This window comes from Oligoflexus tunisiensis (genome assembly GCF_001748245.1).
GTDB lineage: Bacteria > Bdellovibrionota_B > Oligoflexia > Oligoflexales > Oligoflexaceae > Oligoflexus > Oligoflexus tunisiensis.
The window spans coordinates 4396391-4417460 of the sequence record NZ_BDFO01000001.1 but is presented as its reverse complement, the minus strand read 5'-3'; the positions used below and the strand labels follow the sequence as shown (position 1 = coordinate 4417460).

Genomic DNA, 21070 nt, shown 5'->3' with positions numbered 1-21070 from the left:
TCAGAGCCGCAGTATAAGTGGCCGTCGCCACGCAACCCGTCGCGCCGTCAGCCGCACAGTTGTTGTGAGATTCTTCCGTCGCGGTTCCCAAAACACCTGCGACCGTGTTACCAGAAACAATTTTTGGACCCAGTCCAGTCGTTGCCGCTGCGGTATACGAAGCATTGGCAACACAACCGGTCGCACCATCCGTAGCACAAGCGCTGTGCGATTCGGCAGCCGTGGAGCCAGCGATGCCGGCTACGGTGTTACCGGATACAATTTTTGCAGCGAGGCCTGTGGTCAGAGCCGCTGTGTAAGTGGCCGTCGCCACGCAACCCGTCGCGCCATCAGCCGCACAGTTGTTGTGAGATTCTTCAGTCGCGGTACCCAAAACACCTGCGACTGTGTTACCCGAAACAATTTTTGGACCCAGTCCAGTCGTTGCCGCTGCGGTATACGAAGCATTGGCAACGCAACCGGTGGCCCCATCCGCAGCACATGCGATGTGGGATTCGGCGGCCGTTGAACCAGCGATACCTGCGACGGTGTTTCCAAATACAATTTTTGCAGCAAGGCCAGTGGTCAGAGCCGCAGTATAAGTAGCCGTCGCCACGCAACCAGTGGCCCCATCGGCTGCACAGGCGCTGTGTGATTCCTCAACGGCAGAACCGGAGACACCAGCCACTGTATTTCCCGACACGATTTTCGCAGCGAGGCCCGTGGTGGCTGCTGCCGTGAAATTCGCTGTCGCCACGCAACCGATGTCACCATCCGCTGCACAGTTGTTATGAGACTCGGCCGTGGCCGAACCCGCCACACCCGCAACCGTCTGGCCAGTTACAATCTTTGGTGCAAGGCCAGTCGTCAATGCAGCCGTATAAGTGGAAGTTGCAACACAGCCGGTGTCGCCGTCGCTTGTACAATCGCTATGAGACTCGGCTTGCGCGGACCCGGAAATACCAGCCACCGACTGCCCGCTGACAACTTTCGCCGCCAGACCGGTCGTCAATGCCGCCGCAAAGTTGGGTCCCACCGTAACACAACCGACGCCACCATCCGTGGAACAGTTGGCCAGGGTTGGCGTTACACTCGAACCACCGACACCAAACGCTCCATTCGCCGTGCGAACGTTAGCCGCCGTCGGCAAGGTCAAGGATCCTGATGCACTGCTGCCGTTAACTCCAAAACTCGTTCCAGACAGAACCACGCTGGACGCTGGCAGCGTGACGTTTCCACTGACACCGGCTACCGTTTGTCCGGAGAGGACTTTGTCACTCAGACCTGTGGTCAGAGCCGCACGATAGGGAAGACTGACAACACAGGATGTGCCGCCATCAGCGTTACACAGACTATGCGATTCCGCAGGTGCGGTCCCGACAACACCGGCCACGGATTGACCCAAGGCCACCTTGGAAGCCAGACCTGCAGCCTGAACGGCAGGAAAAGCATCTGTCGCCACGCAGGCCGTGGCACCATCCGCTGCGCAATCCGGAACGGTCATGCCGGTCGCCGCGCCTTGAATGCCGGCAACGGTTTCGCCCATCAAAACTTTGGTGGCAAGATTTTGTGTGGAAACAGCAGGCATGGCTGTGGTGGTCACGCAACCGATTTCACCATCCTGCGTACACTGATTGTCCACCGGCATCATGGTTCCCGTAATGCCGGCGATGGTTACTCCCATACGTATATTTTGTGGTGAAAGTCCAAGCGCCTCCGCGCTGACATCACATTCCCGTTCGCCCGACGTCAGCACACCATCCTTATTATAATAGTCAATACCCCGGCACACCTGGGAAGGATCCAGCATGACCAGGGGATAGCTCGTGCCTGCAGATTCCGCATCACGACTGGCATCCACCACCACTTTACTGCCAGGCTTATAGGCAGTGGTTTGCGTGGCTGAGTTTTGCGCGGCGCGATCGACGACATCCACGGTCACGCCGTCGCTGCAAGCATTAAGCACCAGTAAGGATAAAACGGCTATGAACTTGACCATCGTAAACTGCCCCCTCCGGCTTGCGAGTCGGGTACTCTTGTTTCCTCTAAGGGGGGCGAACATCCCGCTTCAGTCAGGACGTAAGATTCTGATCTGGCAAATAAACTCGTTCAAAAGCCTTTTCGAGTCGGGTTTCATGAATCTTGAATGCCGGTTATTATCCTAAGTATTTTCCATGATTATGCGGTCAGTTGTTTGCGATCCAATTCCCGTCTGTCGACAAAAAACCAGAAATTCTAGAACCGGGTCGGCACTTCCACAAACCGCAATTGCAGGAGTTTCAACCCCTGGTTATCCACACTCCAGAAAAAATCCTCCAGTCTGGAGTCAAACAGCGGGACACGTTCCACATTGCCATCGCCATCAACGTCGGCCGAGATGGAAAGCAGCTCACGCGAGACATTGGAAAAGCTGCTTTTGCCTTTGGTACGGACCTGGACCAGTGTTTCCAAACTGCAGACGAGTTCACCTGAAACAACGTCGGAAGCACAGGTATTGGCTCTGATGGAGCCATTCGGCTTGCCCAGAGCCCGCGCAAAAACTGAATAGGACGTCACACCATCGCCATCGGCATCAGGAGCCGGCAATTGAAAGGCTGCCGAGCCATCGGTACCGTTGGCATCCAGAACCTGGAAATCGCCCTGACTCAGCTGGACTTTCGCCGAACCTTCCAGTGGCAGGAATATGCGGTTGCCGCTGGTTATCGTCGCCTTCTTGCCCTTGGGAACTCCGATCAAATTCAAACTGAAGTGCTTGCCCGCTGGCGCGCCGTTGCCTCTCAACAAGGCAGCGTCGTCGACCTTATCCTGACGCGATAAACCGGCAAAGGAGCGGAGATCCAGCGTATCCGTGCCACATGCCGACATCGTGAGTGCAAAAGCAATAAAGCAAGCCGCAGCAAAATGTATCCAATAACGATCGATCCAGTGATTCATAAATCCCCTCTCTAAGATGCGACTGATGGCATACACAAAAAACTTATCGGTCTAACTTGGTGAAAATTGAGGAGTTGTTATATTATGGAATAAAAACAGCCTATTGCTGATCACAAATTTGACCCATGCATACACAAAATTCCGGCCGGATCGTGGCGGATTGGAGAAATTGAAGGCTCCCAAGACCTCGATATCATGCCGGTCCGCGGAAAAGTTTTATTCCCAGCGTACGTTGCCGATAAATTTTCTACACGTATTAAAAAAAGTTCTGGAGGGGAGAATCATGAAACTTCAACGTCAACTCATGTGGCAACTGGCTCTTGCAACCAGTCTGGCCATAAGCTGCGCATCATGTCAGAAAACAAGCAGTAACAATAATCCAGCGACTGACAACACGCCTGCCGATATTGAAAGCGCCTATCTAAGTCTCTCGGCGGAAGTGCAAAAGGAAATCCTTGGAGTGGAAGCCATCCCGGTCGCCACCGTGCGCAAGGAACTTCTCGCCAAAGCGGATACGGATGGTGATGGGACCTTGAGCGAGGCGGAAAAAAGCGCGCTCAAGGCCCAATGGAAGGAAATGAAGGAACAGCTGCGTGCAGAACTGAAAGCCGCTCTGGATAGTGACAAGGACGGTGAGGTCAGCGCAGAGGAAAAGAAAGCCGGCCTGGAACAGCTCGGCCAGCAGGTCCGCACTGCGATCCAGGACACCCTCGCAGAGATTCGCAGCGCGCAGGAGGATGCCCGGGCCAAAATCAAGGCCGCCTGTTCCCAGGCGGGTGAACGCGGCAAGCCCGAAGAGGCTGCAGCCCTGAAAGAAGGCGCGGGTCGTTCCGCCAACGCCGGTCCGCCGGATGATCTGGATGAAGGTGCGCTGGACCAGGAGATTGAAAAGGAAATGAACGCCTGCCAGACTGTGGTGCAGGAGGAGAAGGAAAAAATGCGGGAGCTGTTGAAGGCATCCCTGGAGAAACTCCACACCGAGCTGGATGAACTCAAAGGCAAACTAGGTTCGATTGAAGAGGCCCAGGAAGCCTGAAACCAGAAGGGCCTTCGGACCAGCAGCCGAAGGCCTCAGCGTTTCATCATTCCACCGAACGCAGCCGAACTCCGCTGATATTCACGCGATTCAAGGGCCCACCGACGCCCCCGCTCCCCGCCGTATAGCGCTCAAAGTGCTTCAGATAACTCATATTCTTCCCATCGGAAATACGCAGCCGATACGCACGCCCGGCCTTCAGATCCAAAGGCGCTGCCGATGACCAGGCCCACACATCCCAGTGAGCTTGATGCGGCATGACAAGCGGCGCACTCTGGACGTCTCCATTTAAAGGATCGAAAACCTCCAGCCATTTCACAGCAGCGGTAATGCCCGTGCTGATCGGCCCAAACGCATTCCCAAACGCAAGCTCCAGCCGATACGGCCCATCGTGCGGCACCTCGAAGGACGCTACCTCCAGGACCTGTTGAGGCCATCCCCAATCATTGAAATGCGGCCTCCCATGATCATAGGCCTCGGATGCCCCATCCGGACTTATTAACTGCCCATTGGCCTTGGTCCATTCCACAGTCCAGGTGGTGCGACACATCTCGGGAGAGGGATGCGAGCTCAGTCCACCGCCCTCATACTTCTGAATCGCCGTATAGCAACCATTCTCCGGCACCTCCCAGGTATCAATCGTGAGATCAGAGACCAGCAGATTCCCATTGCGATAAAGATCCCAACGGGTCGGATTTATTTCACGGTGTTCGATTTGCAGCGTCCCATCCTTCACCCAATGGAGGCGTGGCTCCATCGGCGCAAACATCCTTTTGTAATCATCATTCGAAAGCGCCGGGCCAGGGCCCACCTCGGGTTGATTTAATGTCAAACCCGAAACCACGGCCCCCGGAACCAGATCAATCCGAATATTATTGTCCTTCGCCAGTTGCGCAAAACTCAGACCAGGCCCCTTGATCACCTTCCCATTCCAGGTGATCCGCTCCACCTCCAAAAAACCATCGCCGAGGCCGCTGAGATTCGGCCAGCGCAATTCCACATGCAAACGCTTGCCACGCCACTGCAGATCCCGCAGTTCCATCCGCCCGCCTGGAACCCAGCGCTGCGCGATCATGTGGGTGAGTCGTGGCGCGAAACGCAGCTCATCCTCCGCGGCCGTGATTCCCAATATGCCATCCAAAATCGTCGAAACAAAGGCCGCCACCGACCAGAGCTGGCGCCGCGAATTCACAACAGGTCCCGAGTAGGCACCATCCTCCACATGAGTCCGCCCCGAGAGAAATTCCATATTTTCCATATGCGAACCGTGCCGCACCGCTCCATCCCAAAGGCTTTGCATGGCCACGGAAACGAAAGGCGCATGACCCGACCGTGCTGCGGCCTTGATCGCGTAGGCTGTTACAAAAGGCCAGACCGCGCGGTTATGATAAATGGCTGTGGCCGGCAGCTGCGGATGCAGCACCGGAGGCCCGGGCCGATGCAGCGGATACAGCGAGAAGAGGCGCAGGCTTTCCTCGGGCGTGGCCAGTCCAGCCAGCACCGCCAGGGATTGACCGAGCAGATCAAACTTCTCCAAAGGAAACGCAGGATCCGTGGCGCTGCTCATCGAGGAAAACATTCCCACATGGGGCAGCCAGAAAAAATCCCGAATCCTGGGCGCCAGCTCCTCGGCCCAGCGCGCATAGCGATCCCGGCGAACGGCATCCCCCCGTTTTGCAGCATAACGCGAGGCCTGACGCAACGCGAAAAGATGCAGAACATTGGTGGAAAGGGCGAAACTTTCCGCGATGGCTCTCACATCAGACTGGGTCCAGCTGGGATAACTCTGCTCGCGCCAATCCAAAAAGGACTGTTCCCCACGATAGAGGCCATGCCTGGGATCAAAGACCACGTGGCGATCGGTTTCCAGGGTATTTTTCAAAGCTTCATAAGCCTGAAGAAAAAAATTCTCGCGCGCCTCGTCCTTCAAAAGGGGCAAAAGGCGCTCCGCCCCCAGACCCCAGACCACGCGATCGGTGCTGATCGGCCAGCTGCCGCCGCTGCCGGTGTCCTGCACGATCTCCGGACCCATGCCGAAGCGCGATTTCTGCCTGGCCTCGGACACCTTGAACAGCAGGGTTTCCTGACTGCGCTGCGGATCGAGCCAGCCCAAACCCAGATCCACCGCGTAGGCGGTGTCACGGGTCCAGACATAATGCCAAAGCTCACCGGTTTCAAAGCAGGGGCAGGGCAGCTCCTGGCCGTATTGAAAGGCTCCATCCCGAATGTTGGCTACGGAATTTTCCTGCACCTCCCGCATCGTCAGGGTGAAGAGTTCATCCAGGGTGCCATGACCGGAATGGAGTTCGGGAAGTTGTACAGGTTCAGCCTTCGGAACAGCGCTCATCAGTTGACTCCCCAGCAGCAGCGTAAGCATGACAACAGGCATGAGATGAAATCCTTTCCGTGAAGGTTCTCTCCAAATTCCATGGCCGTATGATGCCGGGGCCGGGAAAAAGGTCAAAGGGTGAAGTCACCCAACCCTCAAAATTTTCATGACAAGGCCAAAGCCTTGCGTTAAGCTGCGTTCACTTCAATCCAAGGAGCCCATTTATGAAAACAGTTGTTTGCAGAACGTTCATCGGTGCCGTCATGTCCCTTCTTTTCTCCAGCAGCCTCGCTTGGGGTGCGGTTCACGATCGTCAGACGGATCTTGAACTCCAGGCCATGGCTCTGGTCTACATGTCGCAGCAGCATGCAGAAGCTGGCGTGGACACCCCCCGTCTGAGCGGCATTGGCGACGTGATCCAGGATATCGGTGAGTTTATTACGCAGATTGAAGACATCAAGGAGCAGCTGATCACTCAGTTCGATGAGAACGGCAACGGCCGCATCGACTTCGGTCCCGAGATGGATAACTTCAAGGAAACCATTAAGTCAGTCATTTTGCTTTTGGCTGACAGCAATGCCAACGGCCGTATCGATCTTGCCGACATCCGTGTGCTGACCCAGATGGTGCTGGACCAGATCAAGGCCAAGACCCTGGAAGTCGCCTGTCCCACGATCATCAAGGAAGCTGAGAAAGCCGGCTGGTGGCTGAACCTTCGCCCGGTGCTCAAGCATTTCTATGAGATTTGTACGTTCTTCGAGGAATAAGGGCAGGAGAAGGGGAGGGTCGCTCCCTTCCCTTATGAGAGACTTTGCAGAAAGTCCCCGACGCTTTTGTTCATGCGTTTCAAAGCGGAGGCTCCCTGCCGGCTGATCTCCTTCAAATTATCCGACCATTCCGATTTGGTATCCTGCAAGGCCTCGGTGGTTTCCGCCTGGGCCAGTTTAGCTTGAACGCGCATGTCCTGCAGGAAAGCCAGGGCTTTGCTTTTGTCCTCTTGGAATAACTTCAGAGCCTGTCCCGCCTGTTCCAAGGTTTCATCCCAACGCTTGCGGGCGTCCATCAGGCCCAAATGGAGCTGCACTTCTGCGGATTCCTTGGTTTTCTCCAATGTTCCGGCATAGTCGCTGAGACGACGGCTTAGGCTGTCCACCGAATCGAAGAGTTCGGATTTCAAATCCTTCGCTTCCAAACCCACCAGGTGGAGTTTGATCCGCAGCTGATCACCCAGCGCTTTCAATTTGTCTGCGGTATCCTGAATGGATTCACGCAGATCTGAGGGAATGAGGGTTTCATCGGGCAAAGTGTTCAGGTGTTCCTGAGACTGTTCTTGTCGCATGGTGTTTCTCCCTTCATGCAAACTTTTTGGTCGTCATGAGCCTTTTCGCCCATAAGCGACAGCCAGAGGGTGAAAAGCAAGGGTCGTACCAGTTTTTTCGTTGGCCCTTCAAGCTCCTCTCCCGCATACTGGGGCGCTGCCCTCGGCAGCTCTCTTGGCCAAATCGGTGGAAACCACCTATGATGGATGAAAGAGTGTTTTACCCAAAAGCAAGGAATGTGAATGCAATGATGCCGCCGGATCAGTTCCCCAGTTTTCGCGAAGTGCCCAATACGGGCGTGATTTATGTTATGACCAAAGCCCAGCAGGCCGGCTTTCACTACGGCGCGGCGGAGTGGGCCAACCTTGGGCAGGGAGCGCCGGAGACGGGAGCACTGGCGGACGGTGAGGAGCGTCTGGAAACTGTTGTGATTGACGCGACGTTGAGCGAATACAGCCCGGTTGCGGGGCAAAAGGAGCTGCGCGAGGCGGTGGCCGAGCTTTATAACAAGCGCTACCGGCGCGGCATGAAGTCGCAGTATACTTACGAAAATGTTGCCATCTCGTCGGGCGGACGCACCGGGCTGGCGCGCGTGGCGGCCTCGCTGGGACGCGTGCACCTCGGGCATTACCTGCCGGATTACACAGCCTATGAAGAACTCTTCGATGCCTTCAAAGGATTTGTGCCCATTCCGATCGTGCTCAAGGAAAAGGATCAATTTCGCGCCACGGCCGGTCAGCTGGAAGAGGAAATCGTCAGCCGAGGCCTTGGGGCCGTGCTGCTCTCGAACCCCAACAACCCAACCGGCCAGGCGATTCACGGCGGGGAACTGGAACGCTATGTGGAGATCGGCCGGCGCCAGCGCTGCGCTCTCATCTTCGATGAGTTTTATTCCCATTATCTCTATGATAGCGCCGCCCTCGAATCCGTCTCGCTCTCGGCGAGCCGGTATGTGGAGGACGTGAACAAGGAAATGGTTATCGTGGTCGATGGCCTGACCAAGAACTGGCGTTACCCAGGACTACGCATTTCGTGGACCATCGGTCCCAAGGCCATCATTCAAAGAATCGCCTCGGCCGGATCCTTCCTGGATGGAGGGGCGGCCCATCCTCTGCAGAAGGCTGCCATCCCCCTGCTCGATGTGAAGGTCGCCGATCAGCAGGCCCGCATTATTCAAAAGGAATTCGCGAAAAAGCGCGAACTCATGATGCGCTCGCTCATTAATATGGGCTTCCGTCTGCCGGCGCCGCCGATCGCCGGTTTTTATTGCTTTGCCGGTCTGGAAAAACTTCCGTCCTCACTGCAGGATGGCATGCATTTTTTTGAAGCCGCTCTGCAGAAACAGGTCATCGTTGTGCCTGGGAAATTCTTTGATGTGAATCCGGGCAATCGTCGGGGACACATTCCCTCAAGGCTCAATAAGTATGTTCGTTTCAGTTTCGGGCCGAGTCTCACGGAAGTGGAACGCGGCCTCGCAAGGCTGAAAGAGGTGATTGCCGAGGCTGCTGCCCAAGGCGCATAAGTGTACGATGGAAGGTCCCGCGCCTGCGTGCGGATCTTCCTTTTCTTCCTTCCCAACGCGGAAGATTGCCTTTCGTCCTCTGAAATTTCTCCACGATAACAGTCTTCTATCCATCCATTGCGGGCAAAGAAGTTACCATTTGGTGAGCCGTTTCCAAACTTTCATCGCGGGCTGGTTGACTTTGCAGCCAGTGAAGAGGAAATTAGGGTCAGTAACGACAGCAACCGGGAAGAGAACATGATGAGGTCGCACATTACACAAAACGTTCCCATGCAAGCTGCAGGTGCCAGCGCTGCATCCGTGCGACTTTTTTCCCTTATTCTCATTCTCGTGCTTCATGGCCTCGTACTCCTTATTGCCAACGGGGGCCCGCCGTAAAGCTTAAAAGCGAAAGACGGAGCCCCCAACACCCTGAAAAGTGTTGGGGGCTTTTGATTTAACCGCCATGCAGAGGATTTTATGCACTATCGGAGCAAGGAAATCACAATGCGTCCCCCGGCACGGGCCATGCTCAAGGCCACGGGTCTTACGGATGACGATCTCGACAAGCCTTTGATCGGGATCGCCAACACGTGGACCGAAGTCACGCCTTGCAACTTTCATCTCAGGCGCCTCGCGCAGAAGGTGAAGGAAGGGATCCGCGCGCGCGGTGGCACTCCGATAGAATTCAATACCATCGCGGTGTCCGACGGCATTACGATGGGCACTCAGGGCATGCGCGGTTCGCTGGTTTCCCGCGAGGTGATTGCGGACTCCATTGAGCTGATGGTCCAGTCGCATCTCTTCGATGGACTCGTGGCCATCGTCGGTTGTGATAAAACCATACCGGGAGCCGCGATGGCAATGGCGCGCCTCGATCTTCCTTCGGTCCTGTTTTATGGAGGATCCATTGCGCCTGGTCAATGGCGGGGCCAGAGCGTCACCATTCAGGATGTGTTTGAAGCGGTCGGTGCACACAGCGCGGGTCGCATGACGGATGATGAACTCTGCAGTCTGGAGAATCGCGCCTGTCCGGGCGCTGGAGCCTGCGGTGGGCAATTCACCGCAAATACGATGGCCATGGCCTTCTCGGTTATGGGGCTGTCACCGATCGGACTCAGTGAAGTGCCAGCCCTCGACCCCCGCAAGGATCACGCCGCCTTCCGCTGCGGTGAAATCGTGATGAAAAACCTCCAGGATCAAATCACCTCCCGCCACTTTCTAACTCCCGATGCCTTCCGCAATGCCATCGTCGCTGTCTGTGCCACCGGCGGTTCGACCAATGCCGTACTGCATCTTCTCGCGCTGGCGCGTGAGGCGAACGTGCCGTTGCCGATTGAACTTTTCGATCGGATTGCAGCGGAGGTTCCTTTGATTGCAGATCTTAAACCCTTTGGACGCTATATGGCCACTGACCTGGAACGCGAGGGTGGGGTGGCTCTGGTCTGCCGCAAACTTTTTGCCGCCGGCATGCTGGTGGATGCCCCCACTGTCATCGGTCGCACCTTGAAAGAGGAGGCCGATGAGGTGAAGGAACGTCCCGGACAGGACGTAGTGCTGAATATTGCGAAGCCTTTGAAAAGCCGCGGAGCCTTTGCCATCCTGAAAGGCGATCTGGCGCCGGACGGTTGTGTTTTGAAACTGTCGGGCAAGGATATACAGCGATTTGAAGGGCCGGCGCGGGTCTTTGATTCCGAGCAGGATACCTTCGCCGCCTGCCAGGAAGGGCGGATCCAGCCCGGTGATGTGGTGGTGATTCGCTATATGGGACCGAAAGGAGCGCCGGGCATGCCCGAGATGCTCGCGGTGACCGCGGCCTTGATTGGAGCGGGACTCGGCGATTCGGTGGCTCTGCTGACTGATGGACGTTTCAGTGGCGCGACGCATGGGCTTTGTATTGGCCATATCGCACCCGAGGCTCATGTCGGGGGACCAATCGCGCTCCTGCGTGATGGGGATCGCATTACGATTGATGTGCCGGCGCGGCGGTTGAATGTGGATGCGGATCTTGAGAGTCGTCGGATGTATTGGAACGCACCCAAGCCGCGTTTTGAACGTGGGGTGTTTGGAAAGTACATACGCGAGGTCGGTTCCGCGGCGCAGGGGGCGAGTACGCAGCCTGATTTTGATACGTAACGTTTCGCAACCCGGCTCCCTTCGGGGATAACAGAATACGCCCCAGTTTCGGGGATGACAGAACACGACCCCCTTCGGGGGTGACGGAAGTCACCCAGCAAGGGTCATGGCAGCGCTTTGCCAACTTCATAGGAGACACACTGATGAGCGCAGCATTCTTTGCCCAGCAGAATCTTGACACCACCCTGATCGATGGCCTTGCCATCGCCGTACTCGGTTACGGCAGCCAGGGGCGGGCCCATGCTCTTAACCTGCGTGACAGCGGCTGCAATGTGCGCGTCGGTGTGCGGGAAGGAGGACCGAGCTACGAACAGGCCATGGTGGATGGCTGGGCGGTGCAAAGCGTAGCCGCTGCCGTGCGCGAGGCGGATCTGATCTGCTTTCTGACGCCGGATATGCCGCAAAAAGCCATGTATGAAGAGGACGTGCGGCCATATATGAAGCATGATGCCACGCTGCTTTTCGCGCATGGCTTCTCCATTCACTATGGTCGCATCGAACCCGGTCCGGAACATGACGTGATCCTCTGCGCGCCCAAGGGACCAGGCGCTCTGGTCAGGCGGCAGTATGAGGAAGGCAAGGGCGTGCCCTGTTTGATCGCCGTGGAAGCCAACCCCTCCGGGCATGCGAAACAAAAAGCGCTGCAATATGCACACAAGATTGGTGGCACGCGCGCGGGGGTTCTGGAAACGACCTTCAAGGAGGAAACGGAAACCGACCTCTTCGGTGAGCAGGCCGTTCTGTGCGGAGGAGCCACCGAACTCGTGAAGGCTGGTTTTGAAACCCTGGTGTCCGCCGGCTATCAACCCGAACTCGCTTATTTTGAATGCCTGCACGAATTGAAATTGATCGTGGACCTCCTTTATGAAGGCGGTCTCGCCAAGATGCATCAGTTCATCAGCGATACCGCGAAATACGGAACACTCGTCAGCGGCCGTCGGGTGATCGATGCCCACGCGCGCCGCAATATGCAAAGAATCCTCGAGGAAATCCAGGACGGAACCTTTGCGGCGCGCTGGCAGAACGAGTATGAAACGGGCCTGAAAAATTATCGGTCCCAGCTGCAGGAGGAACTGCGGCATGAAATCGAGTCGACCGGGAAGCGTCTGCGTTCACAGATGAGTTGGATTCAACAAGCAGGAGATAAAACCGATGATCGGAGCCGACGCCATCATTAAGGCTCTCGAACACGAGGGCACGGACCTGGTTTTTGGCTATCCAGGCGGCGCGATCATGCCGGTGTTTGATCGACTGCTGGATGCCGGCTTTCAAACCATCCTTGTGCGGCATGAACAGGGCGCGTCCCTGGCCGCGGATGGTTATGCCCGCGCCACGGGCAAGGTCGGCGTGTGCATCGCCACCTCGGGACCCGGGGCCACCAACCTCGTGACCGGGATCGCCAATGCGTTTTTGGATTCGGTGCCGATGGTGTGCATCACCGGTCAGGTGGCCACTCCGATGATGGGTACCGATGCCTTTCAGGAAGTGGATATCTTCGGCATGTGCCTCGGCGTGGTGAAGCATAGTTTTGTGGCGCGTCATGCTCATGAACTTTACGGAATGGTGCGCCGGGCCTTTGAAATTGCCCGCAGCGGTCGACCCGGTCCCGTGCTAATCGACCTGCCCAAGGATATTTCCATTCATCCGGTGGAAACACTGGACGCCTGGCCGCCTTTGGAACCACGCCCGACCCTGGTCACGGAATCCGCTTTGCCAAGGGCCGCGCAGATGATCCGGGAGGCCGAACGGCCGTTGATTTATGTCGGCGGTGGGGTGGGGATTGCCGGTTGTGTGCGGGCCTTTCGGAACTTTGTCAACACCACGCGCTTTCCGGTGGTGGCGACGCTGAAAGGCCTCGGCTCGATTGAAACCGAACATCCTTTATTTCTCGGCATGCTCGGCATGCATGGGATGAAGGCAGCCAACTACGCGGTGGAAAACTGTGATCTTCTGATCGCCATCGGCGCCCGCTTCGATGATCGCGCCACGGGAAAACTGCAGGAATTCGCGCCGAACGCCCGGGTGATCCATATGGATATCGATCCGGCGGAAATTGGCAAGAACCGGGCCCCGGAGGTTTCGCTCTGCGGCCCCCTGGAGCCCAACCTGAAAGCCCTGACCATTCCGCTGGAAAAGGTGGATTGGCTCGAACAGTGCCTGGTCTGGAAGGACGAGTTCCGTTGGAACTATGAAGCCCCGGGCGATGGCATCTATGCCCCGCGCTTTTTGCAGCTGCTGTCGCGTCTTGTGCCCCGTCGCACGATCGTGACCGCCGATGTCGGTCAGCATCAGATGTGGCTCGCGCAGCATTTCGCCCTGCAGCATCCGACCGATCATCTGACCAGTGGAGGCCTCGGCACCATGGGTTACGGTGTTCCCGCCGCGATCGGAGCCCAGCTCGGCAATCCCGATGCGCTGGTGATCTGTTGCAGCGGCGATGGGTCCATCATGATGAACATTCAGGAACTGGCGACCATCAATCGCTATTCCCTGCCGGTGAAGATTCTGCTCTTTGACAATCAAAGACTGGGCATGGTGCGGCAGTGGCAGGAACTCTTCTTTCAGGAACGTTACAGTGCGGTGGACCTCTCGGACAATCCCGACTTCGTGGCGCTGGCTCGATCCTTTGGCATCGACGGCATGACGATTCAGGATCGCCTGGATGAAATGCCTGGCATTGATTATCTGATCAATCATCCCGGTCCCTGCCTTTTGCATGTGCGCATCGATCCCCAGGAAAATGTGTGGCCTTTGGTTCCACCCGGCAAATCCAATATCCAAATGATGGAGGGCTCATCCTATGCTTTATCACGCTGAAATCCTCGCCCACGATGAGGAAGGGGTTATGGAACGGATCCTGCGCGTTTTCCGCCATCGCGGCTACAGCACGCGCAGTCTCAAGGCCACCTGCGATCAGGAGCAGAATCTGATCCATATCGAAATCGAAGGCGACAGCGAGCGTCCGCTGACGCACCTTTCCCTACAAATCGAAAAGCTTTGCGAAGTCATTGAAGTGACCGTGGGCGCACTCCCCGCCGTGCTGCCCAAATTCGAAAGCCGGGGCATGAATCAGGTGATAAGGAGGCCAGTGTATGCAAACTCCAGCCGTGGATAGTGTAAGAATTTTCGATACGACCCTGCGTGATGGGGAACAGTCGCCGGGTGCTTCGATGAACCTTGAGGAAAAGGTTCAGATGGCCGAAGTGCTCGCGCAACTCAATGTCGATGTCATCGAATGCGGATTTCCGGCGAGTTCCGAAGGGGATTACGCGGCTGTGCGGGCCATCGCCGATGCGGTGACAGGCCCGACCCTGGCCGGGCTCTCCCGCTGTCGTCGGGATGATATCGTGCGCACCGAACTCGCCCTGCGTTCCGCCAGACGCAGCCGGGCGCATATCTTTCTGGCGACCAGTGAAATCCATCGGACCTATAAACTGCGCATGAACCGTGGCGAGGTTCTGCAGTGTTTGCGGGAAGGTTTAACCCTGGCCCGCGATCTTTTCGATGAGGTGGAATTTTCCGCCGAGGACGCCGCGCGCACCGAGCCCGAGTTTCTGGCGGAAGCCGTGTATGAAGCCATTGAAGCGGGTGCCACGGTCATCAACATTCCGGATACGGTGGGCTATGCCGTGCCTTATCAGTTTGGGAGTTTGATCCGTTACCTGAAAGCCAAGGTTCCCAATATCGACAAGGCCGTGCTCAGTGTGCATTGTCACAATGATCTCGGTCTCGCGGTCGCCAACAGCCTGGCGGCCATCGAGGCTGGAGCCCGTCAGGTCGAATGTACCATCAATGGAATAGGCGAACGGGCGGGCAACTGTTCCCTCGAGGAGCTGGTGATGGCGCTGAAAACCCGTCGGGACTATTACGGGCTCGACACCGGCATCAACACCCAGAACCTGGTATACGCCAGCACCATGCTGACCCGCATCACCGGCCTCGCCGTGCCGCGCAACAAGGCAGTGGTGGGCCTGAATGCCTTTGCCCACGAAGCCGGCATTCATCAGCACGGAGTGCTCATGCATCCTGCGACCTATGAGATCATGCGTCCGGAAGACGTTGGACGCACAGGCAATCGTATGGTGCTCGGCAAACATTCCGGGCGTCATGCGTTCCATTATTGGATGGAGGAGAGGGATATTCACTGCACCGAGATGCAGTTTGAAGAGGCTTTCAACGCCTTCAAACGTCTTTGTGACCAGAAAAAAGAACCCGAGGAGCATGAATTGCTGGCCATCGTAAGGGATATCGTGCACACTGCGGCCCATACGTCCCCTGTGCTCGCAAACTATTCCCTACGAGGAGTGTAACATGTCTATTAAGCCCAGCAATTGGATTTGGCATCGTGGAACCCTGGTCCCTTGGGAAGAGGCCACCGTGCATGTGCTGTCGCATGCTCTCCACTACGGAACCAGTGTTTTCGAAGGCATCCGCTGTTACAACACGAGCACGGGGCCGGCGTTTTTCCGCCTGCGCGAGCACTCCAAACGACTGCTTGAATCGGCGTCGATCTACAAGATGCCGGTGACCTATGATGAAGATCAAATCAGTGAGGCCATCCATAAAGTGGTGGCCGTCAATGGTCTGGAAGGTGCTTACGTTCGTCCCATTATTTTCTACGGTTATGGCAGCATCGGCGTGATGCCCACGGCCGTCACTCGTTTGGAACTGTCGATCGCCGCCTTCGAATGGGGTGCCTACCTCGGGGCCAAAGGTCTGGACGAAGGCATCGACACCTGCGTAACCTCGTGGCAACGCGCCGCGCCCAACACGCATCCGCAGCTGGCCAAAGCCGGCGGCAATTATCTGGCCTCGTTCTTCATGGTCGATGAAGCCAGGCGGCATGGTTATACCGAAGCCATTGCTCTGAACAGTCAGGGCTTTCTGAGCGAAGGTCCCGGGGAAAATCTCTTTATCGTGCGGAATGGAAAAATTTATACGCCTTCCATCCACTGCTCCATCCTCGAAGGCATCACGCGCGATACCGTGATTCAACTGGCGCAAAGTCTCGGTTATGAGCTCGAAGAAGGCACCTATCCACGCGAACTCCTGTATCTGGCGGATGAACTTTTCTTCACCGGTACGGCGGCGGAAATCGTCCCGATTCGCAGTGTGGATGGACGCAAGGTGAAGGACGGCAAACCAGGTCCGATCACGCGTGCGCTCCAGAAGGCTTTCTTTGGTCTTTTCAAAGGTGAAACGGAAGATCGTTGGGGCTGGCTCGAGCCATTGAAAAAATTCGAGGCCCCTCCGCATATCCTGGAGGCTTCCTATGCATCCTCGGACCCTTCTTGACAAAATCTGGACAGCGCATGAGGTGGCGGCGGAATCCGCCGACCACCCGGCCGTCCTCTATATCGATCGTCACCTCGTGCATGAGGTGACCTCGCCGCAGGCCTTTACCGAACTTCGTCAAAGGGGTCTCCGGGTGCGGCGCCCGGATCAAACCTTTGCCACCCTCGATCATTCCATTCCCACCGATGCACGGCGCGAAGCCTATGTCGATGACCAGGCCCGCCAGCAGGTGGAAACCCTCCGGCGCAACTGCCAGGATTTTGCGATTCCCCTCTTTGATCTTGGTTCCGCGTCGCAGGGCATCATCCATGTGATCGCTCCGGAACTCGGGCTGACGCTTCCCGGTCAGACCATCGTCTGTGGTGATTCCCATACCAGCACGCATGGGGCGTTCGGAGCCCTCGCCTTCGGCATCGGCACCAGTGAAGTCGGCCACGTGCTGGCCACGCAGTGTCTTCTGCAGAAAAAGCCGAAAACCCTCGCCGTGCATGTCGAAGGTCAGCTGGGGCGCGGCGTCACGGCCAAGGATCTGATTCTGGCCATCATTCAAAAGCTCGGGGCCGGCGGGGGTACAGGCTATGTGCTGGAATATCGCGGCCCGGCGATCAACGCGCTCGATATGGAAGCGCGCATGACGCTTTGCAACATGAGCATCGAAGCCGGAGCCAAGGCCGGTCTGATCGCTCCCGATGAACGGACCTTTGCCTTTCTCAAGGATCGGCCTTATGCCCCATCCGGTGCGGACTGGAATCGGGCCTTGGAGGACTGGCGCCAGCTCCGAAGCGATCCCGATGCCGTCTTTGATCGCGAGATTTTACTGGATGCGAGTCGCATCACGCCGATGGTGACCTTTGGAACCTCTCCGGATCAGGCGATCGGCATTCAGGAAGTGGTGCCGGCGGATGAGCAGCTGCAGGGCGCGCGGGCTTACATGGAGTGGCAGCCGGGACAAAAGGTGGAAGGCGCTCCGATCGATGTGGTCTTTATCGGCAGCTGCACCAACTCGCGAATCAGCGACCTGCGGGCCGCCGCCAAAATTTTGAAAGGCCGCCGTATAGCGCCGGGCTTGCGCCTGATGGTGGTGCCCGGTTCCGTGAAGGTGAAAAAGCAGGCTGAAGTGGAAGGTCTGGCCCGCATTTTTCTGGACGCCGGCGCTGAATGGCGGGAGCCGGGCTGCTCCATGTGCATTGCCATGAATGGCGATCAGCTGCAGCCGGGCCAGCTGGCGGTCAGCACCAGCAATCGCAACTTTGCGGGACGCCAGGGCAAGGGTTCGCGCACCATCCTCGCCAGTCCCTTGACCGCCGCGGCCACGGCTGTGACCGGGCACTTGACCGATCCACGGGTTTTCCTGCTTTAGGAGTCGCATATGCAGGCTTTTGACAAGCTGACCTCAACATTCATGGTTCTCCCTGTTGAAAATATCGATACGGATCAGATTATTCCGGCCCGATTTTTGAAACAGACCCATCGCGAGGGTCTGGGTGATGCCTTGTTTTACGACTGGCGTTATCATCCCGACGGCAGCCGCGTGGACCATGTTCTGAATCAAAGATCAGGACAGGCGGATCAGATTCTGGTGGCGGCTCGCAATTTCGGCTGCGGTTCGTCACGCGAACATGCGGTCTGGGCCTTGCAAGGTTATGGTTTTCGTGTCGTGATCAGTCCCTCGATCGGGGATATCTTTAAGAGTAATGCTCTGAAAAATGGACTTTTGCCGATCGAGGTGACGCAGGGATTTTATGAGCGCATCCGGGCTCAGGAGGTCGGCGTTCTTTTCGTGGATCTGGAGCGACAGGAGGTGAAACTCGCCTCCGGGGAAATTGAACGATTTGCCATCGATCCATTTGCGCGCCTCTGTCTTTTGCAGGGCGTGGATCAGCTCGGTTACCTTTTGGGCATGGATGACGCCATCAGCCGATTTGAAAGGAGAGCGCAGTGACAGATGCGCATGTTGTGATACTACCCGGTGATGGCATCGGGCCCGAAGTTTTGGAAAGTGCCATTCTTGTTTTACAAAAGGCCGCGCAGATGGGTTCCATCGATCTGCGCCTGGAACATGGCTGGATCGGAGGTTCCGCTCTTGATCTTTGTGGAGAGCCTATTTTCCCCGAAACGCTGCAGGCCTGCAAAGAGGCTCACGCGGTGCTTCTAGGAGCCGTGGGCGGACCCAAATGGGAAAACAATCCGGGACATCTCCGGCCGGAAGCCGGCCTTTTGCAGTTGAGAAAGGAAATGGGCGTTTACGCCAACCTGCGTCCTGTGGTGGCGCGACCGGCTCTGGCTCCCTTTACACCCTATCGCCCCGAGATCCTGCAGGGCGTGGACCTTCTGATGGTGCGGGAGTTGACCGGTGGTATTTATTTTGGTGAAAAGGGTCGCGATCCGGACAGCGCCTTCGATGTCTGCCGCTATCATCGCCATGAAATCGAACGCATCGCGCGGGTGGCGGGCCGTCTTGCGCAACAACGTCGAAAAAAACTCTGTTCGATCGATAAAGCCAATGTGATGGAAACCTCGCGCCTCTGGCGCCAGGTGGTGACCGAAGTGATGGAACGCGAATTCCCGGACGTGCAGCTGGAACATGTGCTGGTCGATGCCGCGGCCATGTACCTGACGCTGAAGCCCGCACAGTTCGATGTGCTGCTCACCGAAAACATGTTCGGCGATATTCTTTCGGATCAAGCCAGTACGCTGGCCGGTTCCCTGGGTCTTCTGCCCTCCGCTTCACTCGGTGAACAGCTGGGGCTTTATGAACCCATTCATGGTTCGGCTCCGGATATCGCCGGGCGCGGCATTGCCAACCCGATCGGTACCATCCTGAGCGTCGCGATGATGCTGCGGCTGTCGCTGCATCAGCCGGACCTCGCGGATGCGGTGGAGCGGGCGGTGGAAAAGGTTCTGGCCACCGGACCCTTGACCCCGGATCTGGAACGCTATCATCCCAGTCATACGCGGGAACTCACCACCCGCGTGTGTTCCGCCCTGGGCGCGGAATAGTGCAGGAAGGTGGAACTTCGGTTCCACCTTTTTTCCTTAGTCGTGAAGCCCTTGGGACGCTTCCAGGCAGATTGCCCAGAACATTTCGAGGTCCTCCTGCGTCGTGTGCACACTGCCGAGCGCCAGCCGCACAAAATGCTGGCCATTGAGCTGCGACGGATAGAACAGAAAGTTGCGACCCTGCTCACTCCGCTCTTCCAAACGCTGCAAAAAAAGCTCATTTTTGCCGGGATCCGTGCTCTTCAGCTGAAAGCAAACCAGCCCCCATTCCGTCCGTACGATCTGTTGAAAGGCTGCCGAAGCATCAATTTTCTCTCGGAACCAATCGGCCTGTGCGATCGAACCGCGCAGATAGGCTTGTAAACCTTCCACTCCATAATAGGAAAGCACCATCCAGATGCGCAGAGATCGAAAGCGTCGTCCCAAGGGGATCGACCAGTCCTTGAATTCCGGATTGTAAATGGACTCGTCCCCGGTTTGCGCGAGGTACTCGCCGCCGGCGGCATAGACCGTTCTGAGGAGTTGCCGATCGCGAATAAAGAGAAAGGCCGAATCAAAACCGCAAAGAAACCACTTCGATCCGTTGAAGTTGAATGACGTTGCGATGTCCTGAATCAGACGCGCGCGTTCGCGATATTCCGGCAAAATCAACGAGGCTCCGGCATAGGCGGCATCCACATGCACCCAGACCTTCTCCTGTTCGCGCATGCCAACGAAGGAGGCGAGTTCATCATAACCGCTGGTGTTGGTCGAACCATAGTTGAGCAGCACCGCGCAGGGCGTTAAACCCTGGGCCCGATCCGCGGCCATGGTCTGACGCGCATCCTCCGCGCTAATCCCCATATTCCCATGCGCGAGCCTGCGCGCTGGAATTTTGTGAAGCCGCATGCCCGCGACCCGCACGGCTTTGGGCCCGGAAAAATGGGTTTGATCGGACATATAAGCCACCAGCGAGGAGGAATCCTGCCAGTAGATATCTTCGGGATCCTGTTCACGCCCGGCTCCTTCCCGCCGATGCTGCTGCACGCGCGCGGCCACCATCACCACGGCCAGGGCCTCGCCCGCGGTGTTTTGTATCAGGCCTCCGCCCTGGCGGGACAGATGCAGAAAAGGTGAATCCTCCGGCGCATGCAAAAGCCGCATGATCCAGTCCATCACCACGCATTCCAGTTCTGTCGCCGCAGGATTCGCGCTCCATTGCAGTCCGACGGAACCCAGCGCGGCGATGAGGAGTTCACTCAGCACCGCGGGCAATGAAGTCGTCGCAGGATAGTAAGCAAAAAAACGGGGATGCTGCCAGTGCGTGATCGCGGGCAGAATAAGGTCCTGGAACTCCTTCAGCAGCTCATCGAGACTTCGGGCCGTGGGCGGGGCCGCCGCTGCAAAATTTCGGGCCACGTCGCCTGGCTTGATTCCTGGCTTGACGGGCTGCTGGGGGAGCTGACCAAGATGCTGTGCGATCACCGGGAGCAACTGCTGGATGGCCTGTGTGAGCCGCTCGGGATCCAGCGGAAAGGGACTGTTGTTCTCATTCATTTGTT

At 57.1% G+C, this 21070-nt stretch carries 17 protein-coding genes; 12 read left to right on the top strand and 5 right to left on the bottom strand.

Translation table 11 applies throughout. From position 1 onward, the window contains the following. Both OLTU_RS32405 and OLTU_RS18260 read right to left on the bottom strand, forming a co-directional pair. The coding region (locus OLTU_RS32405) for a hypothetical protein (protein WP_218110113.1) at positions 1-1978 on the bottom strand (1978 nt) is incomplete at its 3' end. Between the two features lie 236 nt (positions 1979-2214). Next, a complete protein-coding gene (locus tag OLTU_RS18260) occupies positions 2215-2913 on the bottom strand; it encodes a hypothetical protein (RefSeq protein ID WP_141734199.1) in 699 nt (232 codons plus the stop codon). A 283-nt stretch (positions 2914-3196) separates the two neighbouring features. Between OLTU_RS18260 and OLTU_RS18255 the strand changes: the two genes are divergently transcribed. Next, entirely contained in the window at positions 3197-3949 is a 753-nt protein-coding gene (locus tag OLTU_RS18255; protein WP_141734198.1) for an EF-hand domain-containing protein, read from the top strand. A gap of 46 nt (positions 3950-3995) precedes the next feature. On the opposite strand, the gene OLTU_RS18250 is transcribed toward OLTU_RS18255, so the two are convergent. After that, positions 3996-6296: a glucosidase family protein gene (locus OLTU_RS18250; RefSeq protein ID WP_141734197.1), complete on the bottom strand. Its 2301-nt coding sequence runs from the start codon at positions 6294-6296 to the stop codon at positions 3996-3998. 206 nt (positions 6297-6502) lie between these two features. On the opposite strand from OLTU_RS18250, the gene OLTU_RS18245 reads away from it, so the two are divergent. Beyond that, on the top strand, positions 6503-7045 hold the full coding sequence (locus OLTU_RS18245; protein WP_141734196.1) for a penta-EF hand family protein: 543 nt from the start codon (positions 6503-6505) through the stop codon (positions 7043-7045). A gap of 32 nt (positions 7046-7077) precedes the next feature. On the opposite strand, the gene OLTU_RS18240 is transcribed toward OLTU_RS18245, so the two are convergent. Beyond that, positions 7078-7617: a hypothetical protein gene (locus OLTU_RS18240; RefSeq protein ID WP_141734195.1), complete on the bottom strand. Its 540-nt coding sequence runs from the start codon at positions 7615-7617 to the stop codon at positions 7078-7080. 227 nt (positions 7618-7844) lie between these two features. Between OLTU_RS18240 and OLTU_RS18235 the strand changes: the two genes are divergently transcribed. From OLTU_RS18235 to leuB, 10 genes are all read left to right on the top strand, one after another. After that, positions 7845-9119 carry a pyridoxal phosphate-dependent aminotransferase gene (locus OLTU_RS18235; protein ID WP_141734194.1) on the top strand — a complete coding sequence of 425 codons (1275 nt, stop codon included), beginning with the start codon at positions 7845-7847 and terminating at the stop codon, positions 9117-9119. Positions 9120-9605: 486 nt separating this feature from the next. Next, complete coding sequence (gene ilvD, locus OLTU_RS18230) at positions 9606-11234, top strand: dihydroxy-acid dehydratase (protein WP_218110111.1); 1629 nt, start codon at positions 9606-9608, stop codon at positions 11232-11234. Between the two features lie 143 nt (positions 11235-11377). Beyond that, entirely contained in the window at positions 11378-12412 is a 1035-nt protein-coding gene (gene ilvC, locus OLTU_RS18225) for a ketol-acid reductoisomerase (RefSeq protein ID WP_141734192.1), read from the top strand. Then, entirely contained in the window at positions 12387-14051 is a 1665-nt protein-coding gene (gene ilvG, locus OLTU_RS18220; RefSeq protein ID WP_141734191.1) for an acetolactate synthase 2 catalytic subunit, read from the top strand. Before ilvC ends, ilvG begins: the two co-directional genes overlap by 26 nt. Beyond that, a complete protein-coding gene (locus OLTU_RS18215; protein WP_141734190.1) occupies positions 14035-14349 on the top strand; it encodes an ACT domain-containing protein in 315 nt (104 codons plus the stop codon). The genes ilvG and OLTU_RS18215 overlap by 17 nt, the downstream gene beginning before the upstream one ends. Next, positions 14327-15544, top strand: a complete 1218-nt coding sequence (locus OLTU_RS18210; protein ID WP_141734189.1) for a 2-isopropylmalate synthase — start codon at positions 14327-14329, stop codon at positions 15542-15544. Before OLTU_RS18215 ends, OLTU_RS18210 begins: the two co-directional genes overlap by 23 nt. Position 15545: 1 nt before the next feature. Next, entirely contained in the window at positions 15546-16529 is a 984-nt protein-coding gene (locus tag OLTU_RS18205) for a branched-chain amino acid transaminase (RefSeq protein WP_141734188.1), read from the top strand. After that, the gene (leuC, locus tag OLTU_RS18200) at positions 16507-17889 is read left to right on the top strand and encodes a 3-isopropylmalate dehydratase large subunit (RefSeq protein ID WP_141734187.1); all 1383 of its coding nucleotides are present in this window, start codon (positions 16507-16509) and stop codon (positions 17887-17889) included. Before OLTU_RS18205 ends, leuC begins: the two co-directional genes overlap by 23 nt. Before the next feature lie 9 nt (positions 17890-17898). After that, the gene (gene leuD, locus OLTU_RS18195; protein WP_141734186.1) at positions 17899-18471 is read left to right on the top strand and encodes a 3-isopropylmalate dehydratase small subunit; all 573 of its coding nucleotides are present in this window, start codon (positions 17899-17901) and stop codon (positions 18469-18471) included. Beyond that, positions 18468-19529 (top strand): 3-isopropylmalate dehydrogenase, encoded by a 1062-nt coding sequence (leuB, locus tag OLTU_RS18190; RefSeq protein WP_141734185.1) that lies wholly within the window; start codon positions 18468-18470, stop codon positions 19527-19529. The genes leuD and leuB overlap by 4 nt, the downstream gene beginning before the upstream one ends. Positions 19530-19565: 36 nt before the next feature. Here the strand turns inward: leuB and OLTU_RS18185 are convergent, their stop codons facing one another. Next, complete coding sequence (locus OLTU_RS18185) at positions 19566-21065, bottom strand: pyridoxal-dependent decarboxylase (RefSeq protein WP_141734184.1); 1500 nt, start codon at positions 21063-21065, stop codon at positions 19566-19568. Positions 21066-21070 lie beyond the last annotated feature (5 nt).

What these genes read in the sequence shown, in the direction of transcription:
- OLTU_RS18260 (WP_141734199.1), bottom strand. Translation starts at nt 2,913, where the DNA reads ATGAATCACTGGATCGATCGTTATTGGATACATTTTGCTGCGGCTTGC.
- OLTU_RS18255 (WP_141734198.1), top strand. Translation starts at nt 3,197, where the DNA reads ATGAAACTTCAACGTCAACTCATGTGGCAACTGGCTCTTGCAACCAGT.
- OLTU_RS18250 (WP_141734197.1), bottom strand. Translation starts at nt 6,296, where the DNA reads ATGAGCGCTGTTCCGAAGGCTGAACCTGTACAACTTCCCGAACTCCAT.
- OLTU_RS18245 (WP_141734196.1), top strand. Translation starts at nt 6,503, where the DNA reads ATGAAAACAGTTGTTTGCAGAACGTTCATCGGTGCCGTCATGTCCCTT.
- OLTU_RS18240 (WP_141734195.1), bottom strand. Translation starts at nt 7,617, where the DNA reads ATGCGACAAGAACAGTCTCAGGAACACCTGAACACTTTGCCCGATGAA.
- OLTU_RS18235 (WP_141734194.1), top strand. Translation starts at nt 7,845, where the DNA reads ATGATGCCGCCGGATCAGTTCCCCAGTTTTCGCGAAGTGCCCAATACG.
- ilvD (WP_218110111.1), top strand. Translation starts at nt 9,606, where the DNA reads ATGCGTCCCCCGGCACGGGCCATGCTCAAGGCCACGGGTCTTACGGAT.
- ilvC (WP_141734192.1), top strand. Translation starts at nt 11,378, where the DNA reads ATGAGCGCAGCATTCTTTGCCCAGCAGAATCTTGACACCACCCTGATC.
- ilvG (WP_141734191.1), top strand. Translation starts at nt 12,387, where the DNA reads ATGATCGGAGCCGACGCCATCATTAAGGCTCTCGAACACGAGGGCACG.
- OLTU_RS18215 (WP_141734190.1), top strand. Translation starts at nt 14,035, where the DNA reads ATGCTTTATCACGCTGAAATCCTCGCCCACGATGAGGAAGGGGTTATG.
- OLTU_RS18210 (WP_141734189.1), top strand. Translation starts at nt 14,327, where the DNA reads ATGCAAACTCCAGCCGTGGATAGTGTAAGAATTTTCGATACGACCCTG.
- OLTU_RS18205 (WP_141734188.1), top strand. Translation starts at nt 15,546, where the DNA reads ATGTCTATTAAGCCCAGCAATTGGATTTGGCATCGTGGAACCCTGGTC.
- leuC (WP_141734187.1), top strand. Translation starts at nt 16,507, where the DNA reads ATGCATCCTCGGACCCTTCTTGACAAAATCTGGACAGCGCATGAGGTG.
- leuD (WP_141734186.1), top strand. Translation starts at nt 17,899, where the DNA reads ATGCAGGCTTTTGACAAGCTGACCTCAACATTCATGGTTCTCCCTGTT.
- OLTU_RS18185 (WP_141734184.1), bottom strand. Translation starts at nt 21,065, where the DNA reads ATGAATGAGAACAACAGTCCCTTTCCGCTGGATCCCGAGCGGCTCACA.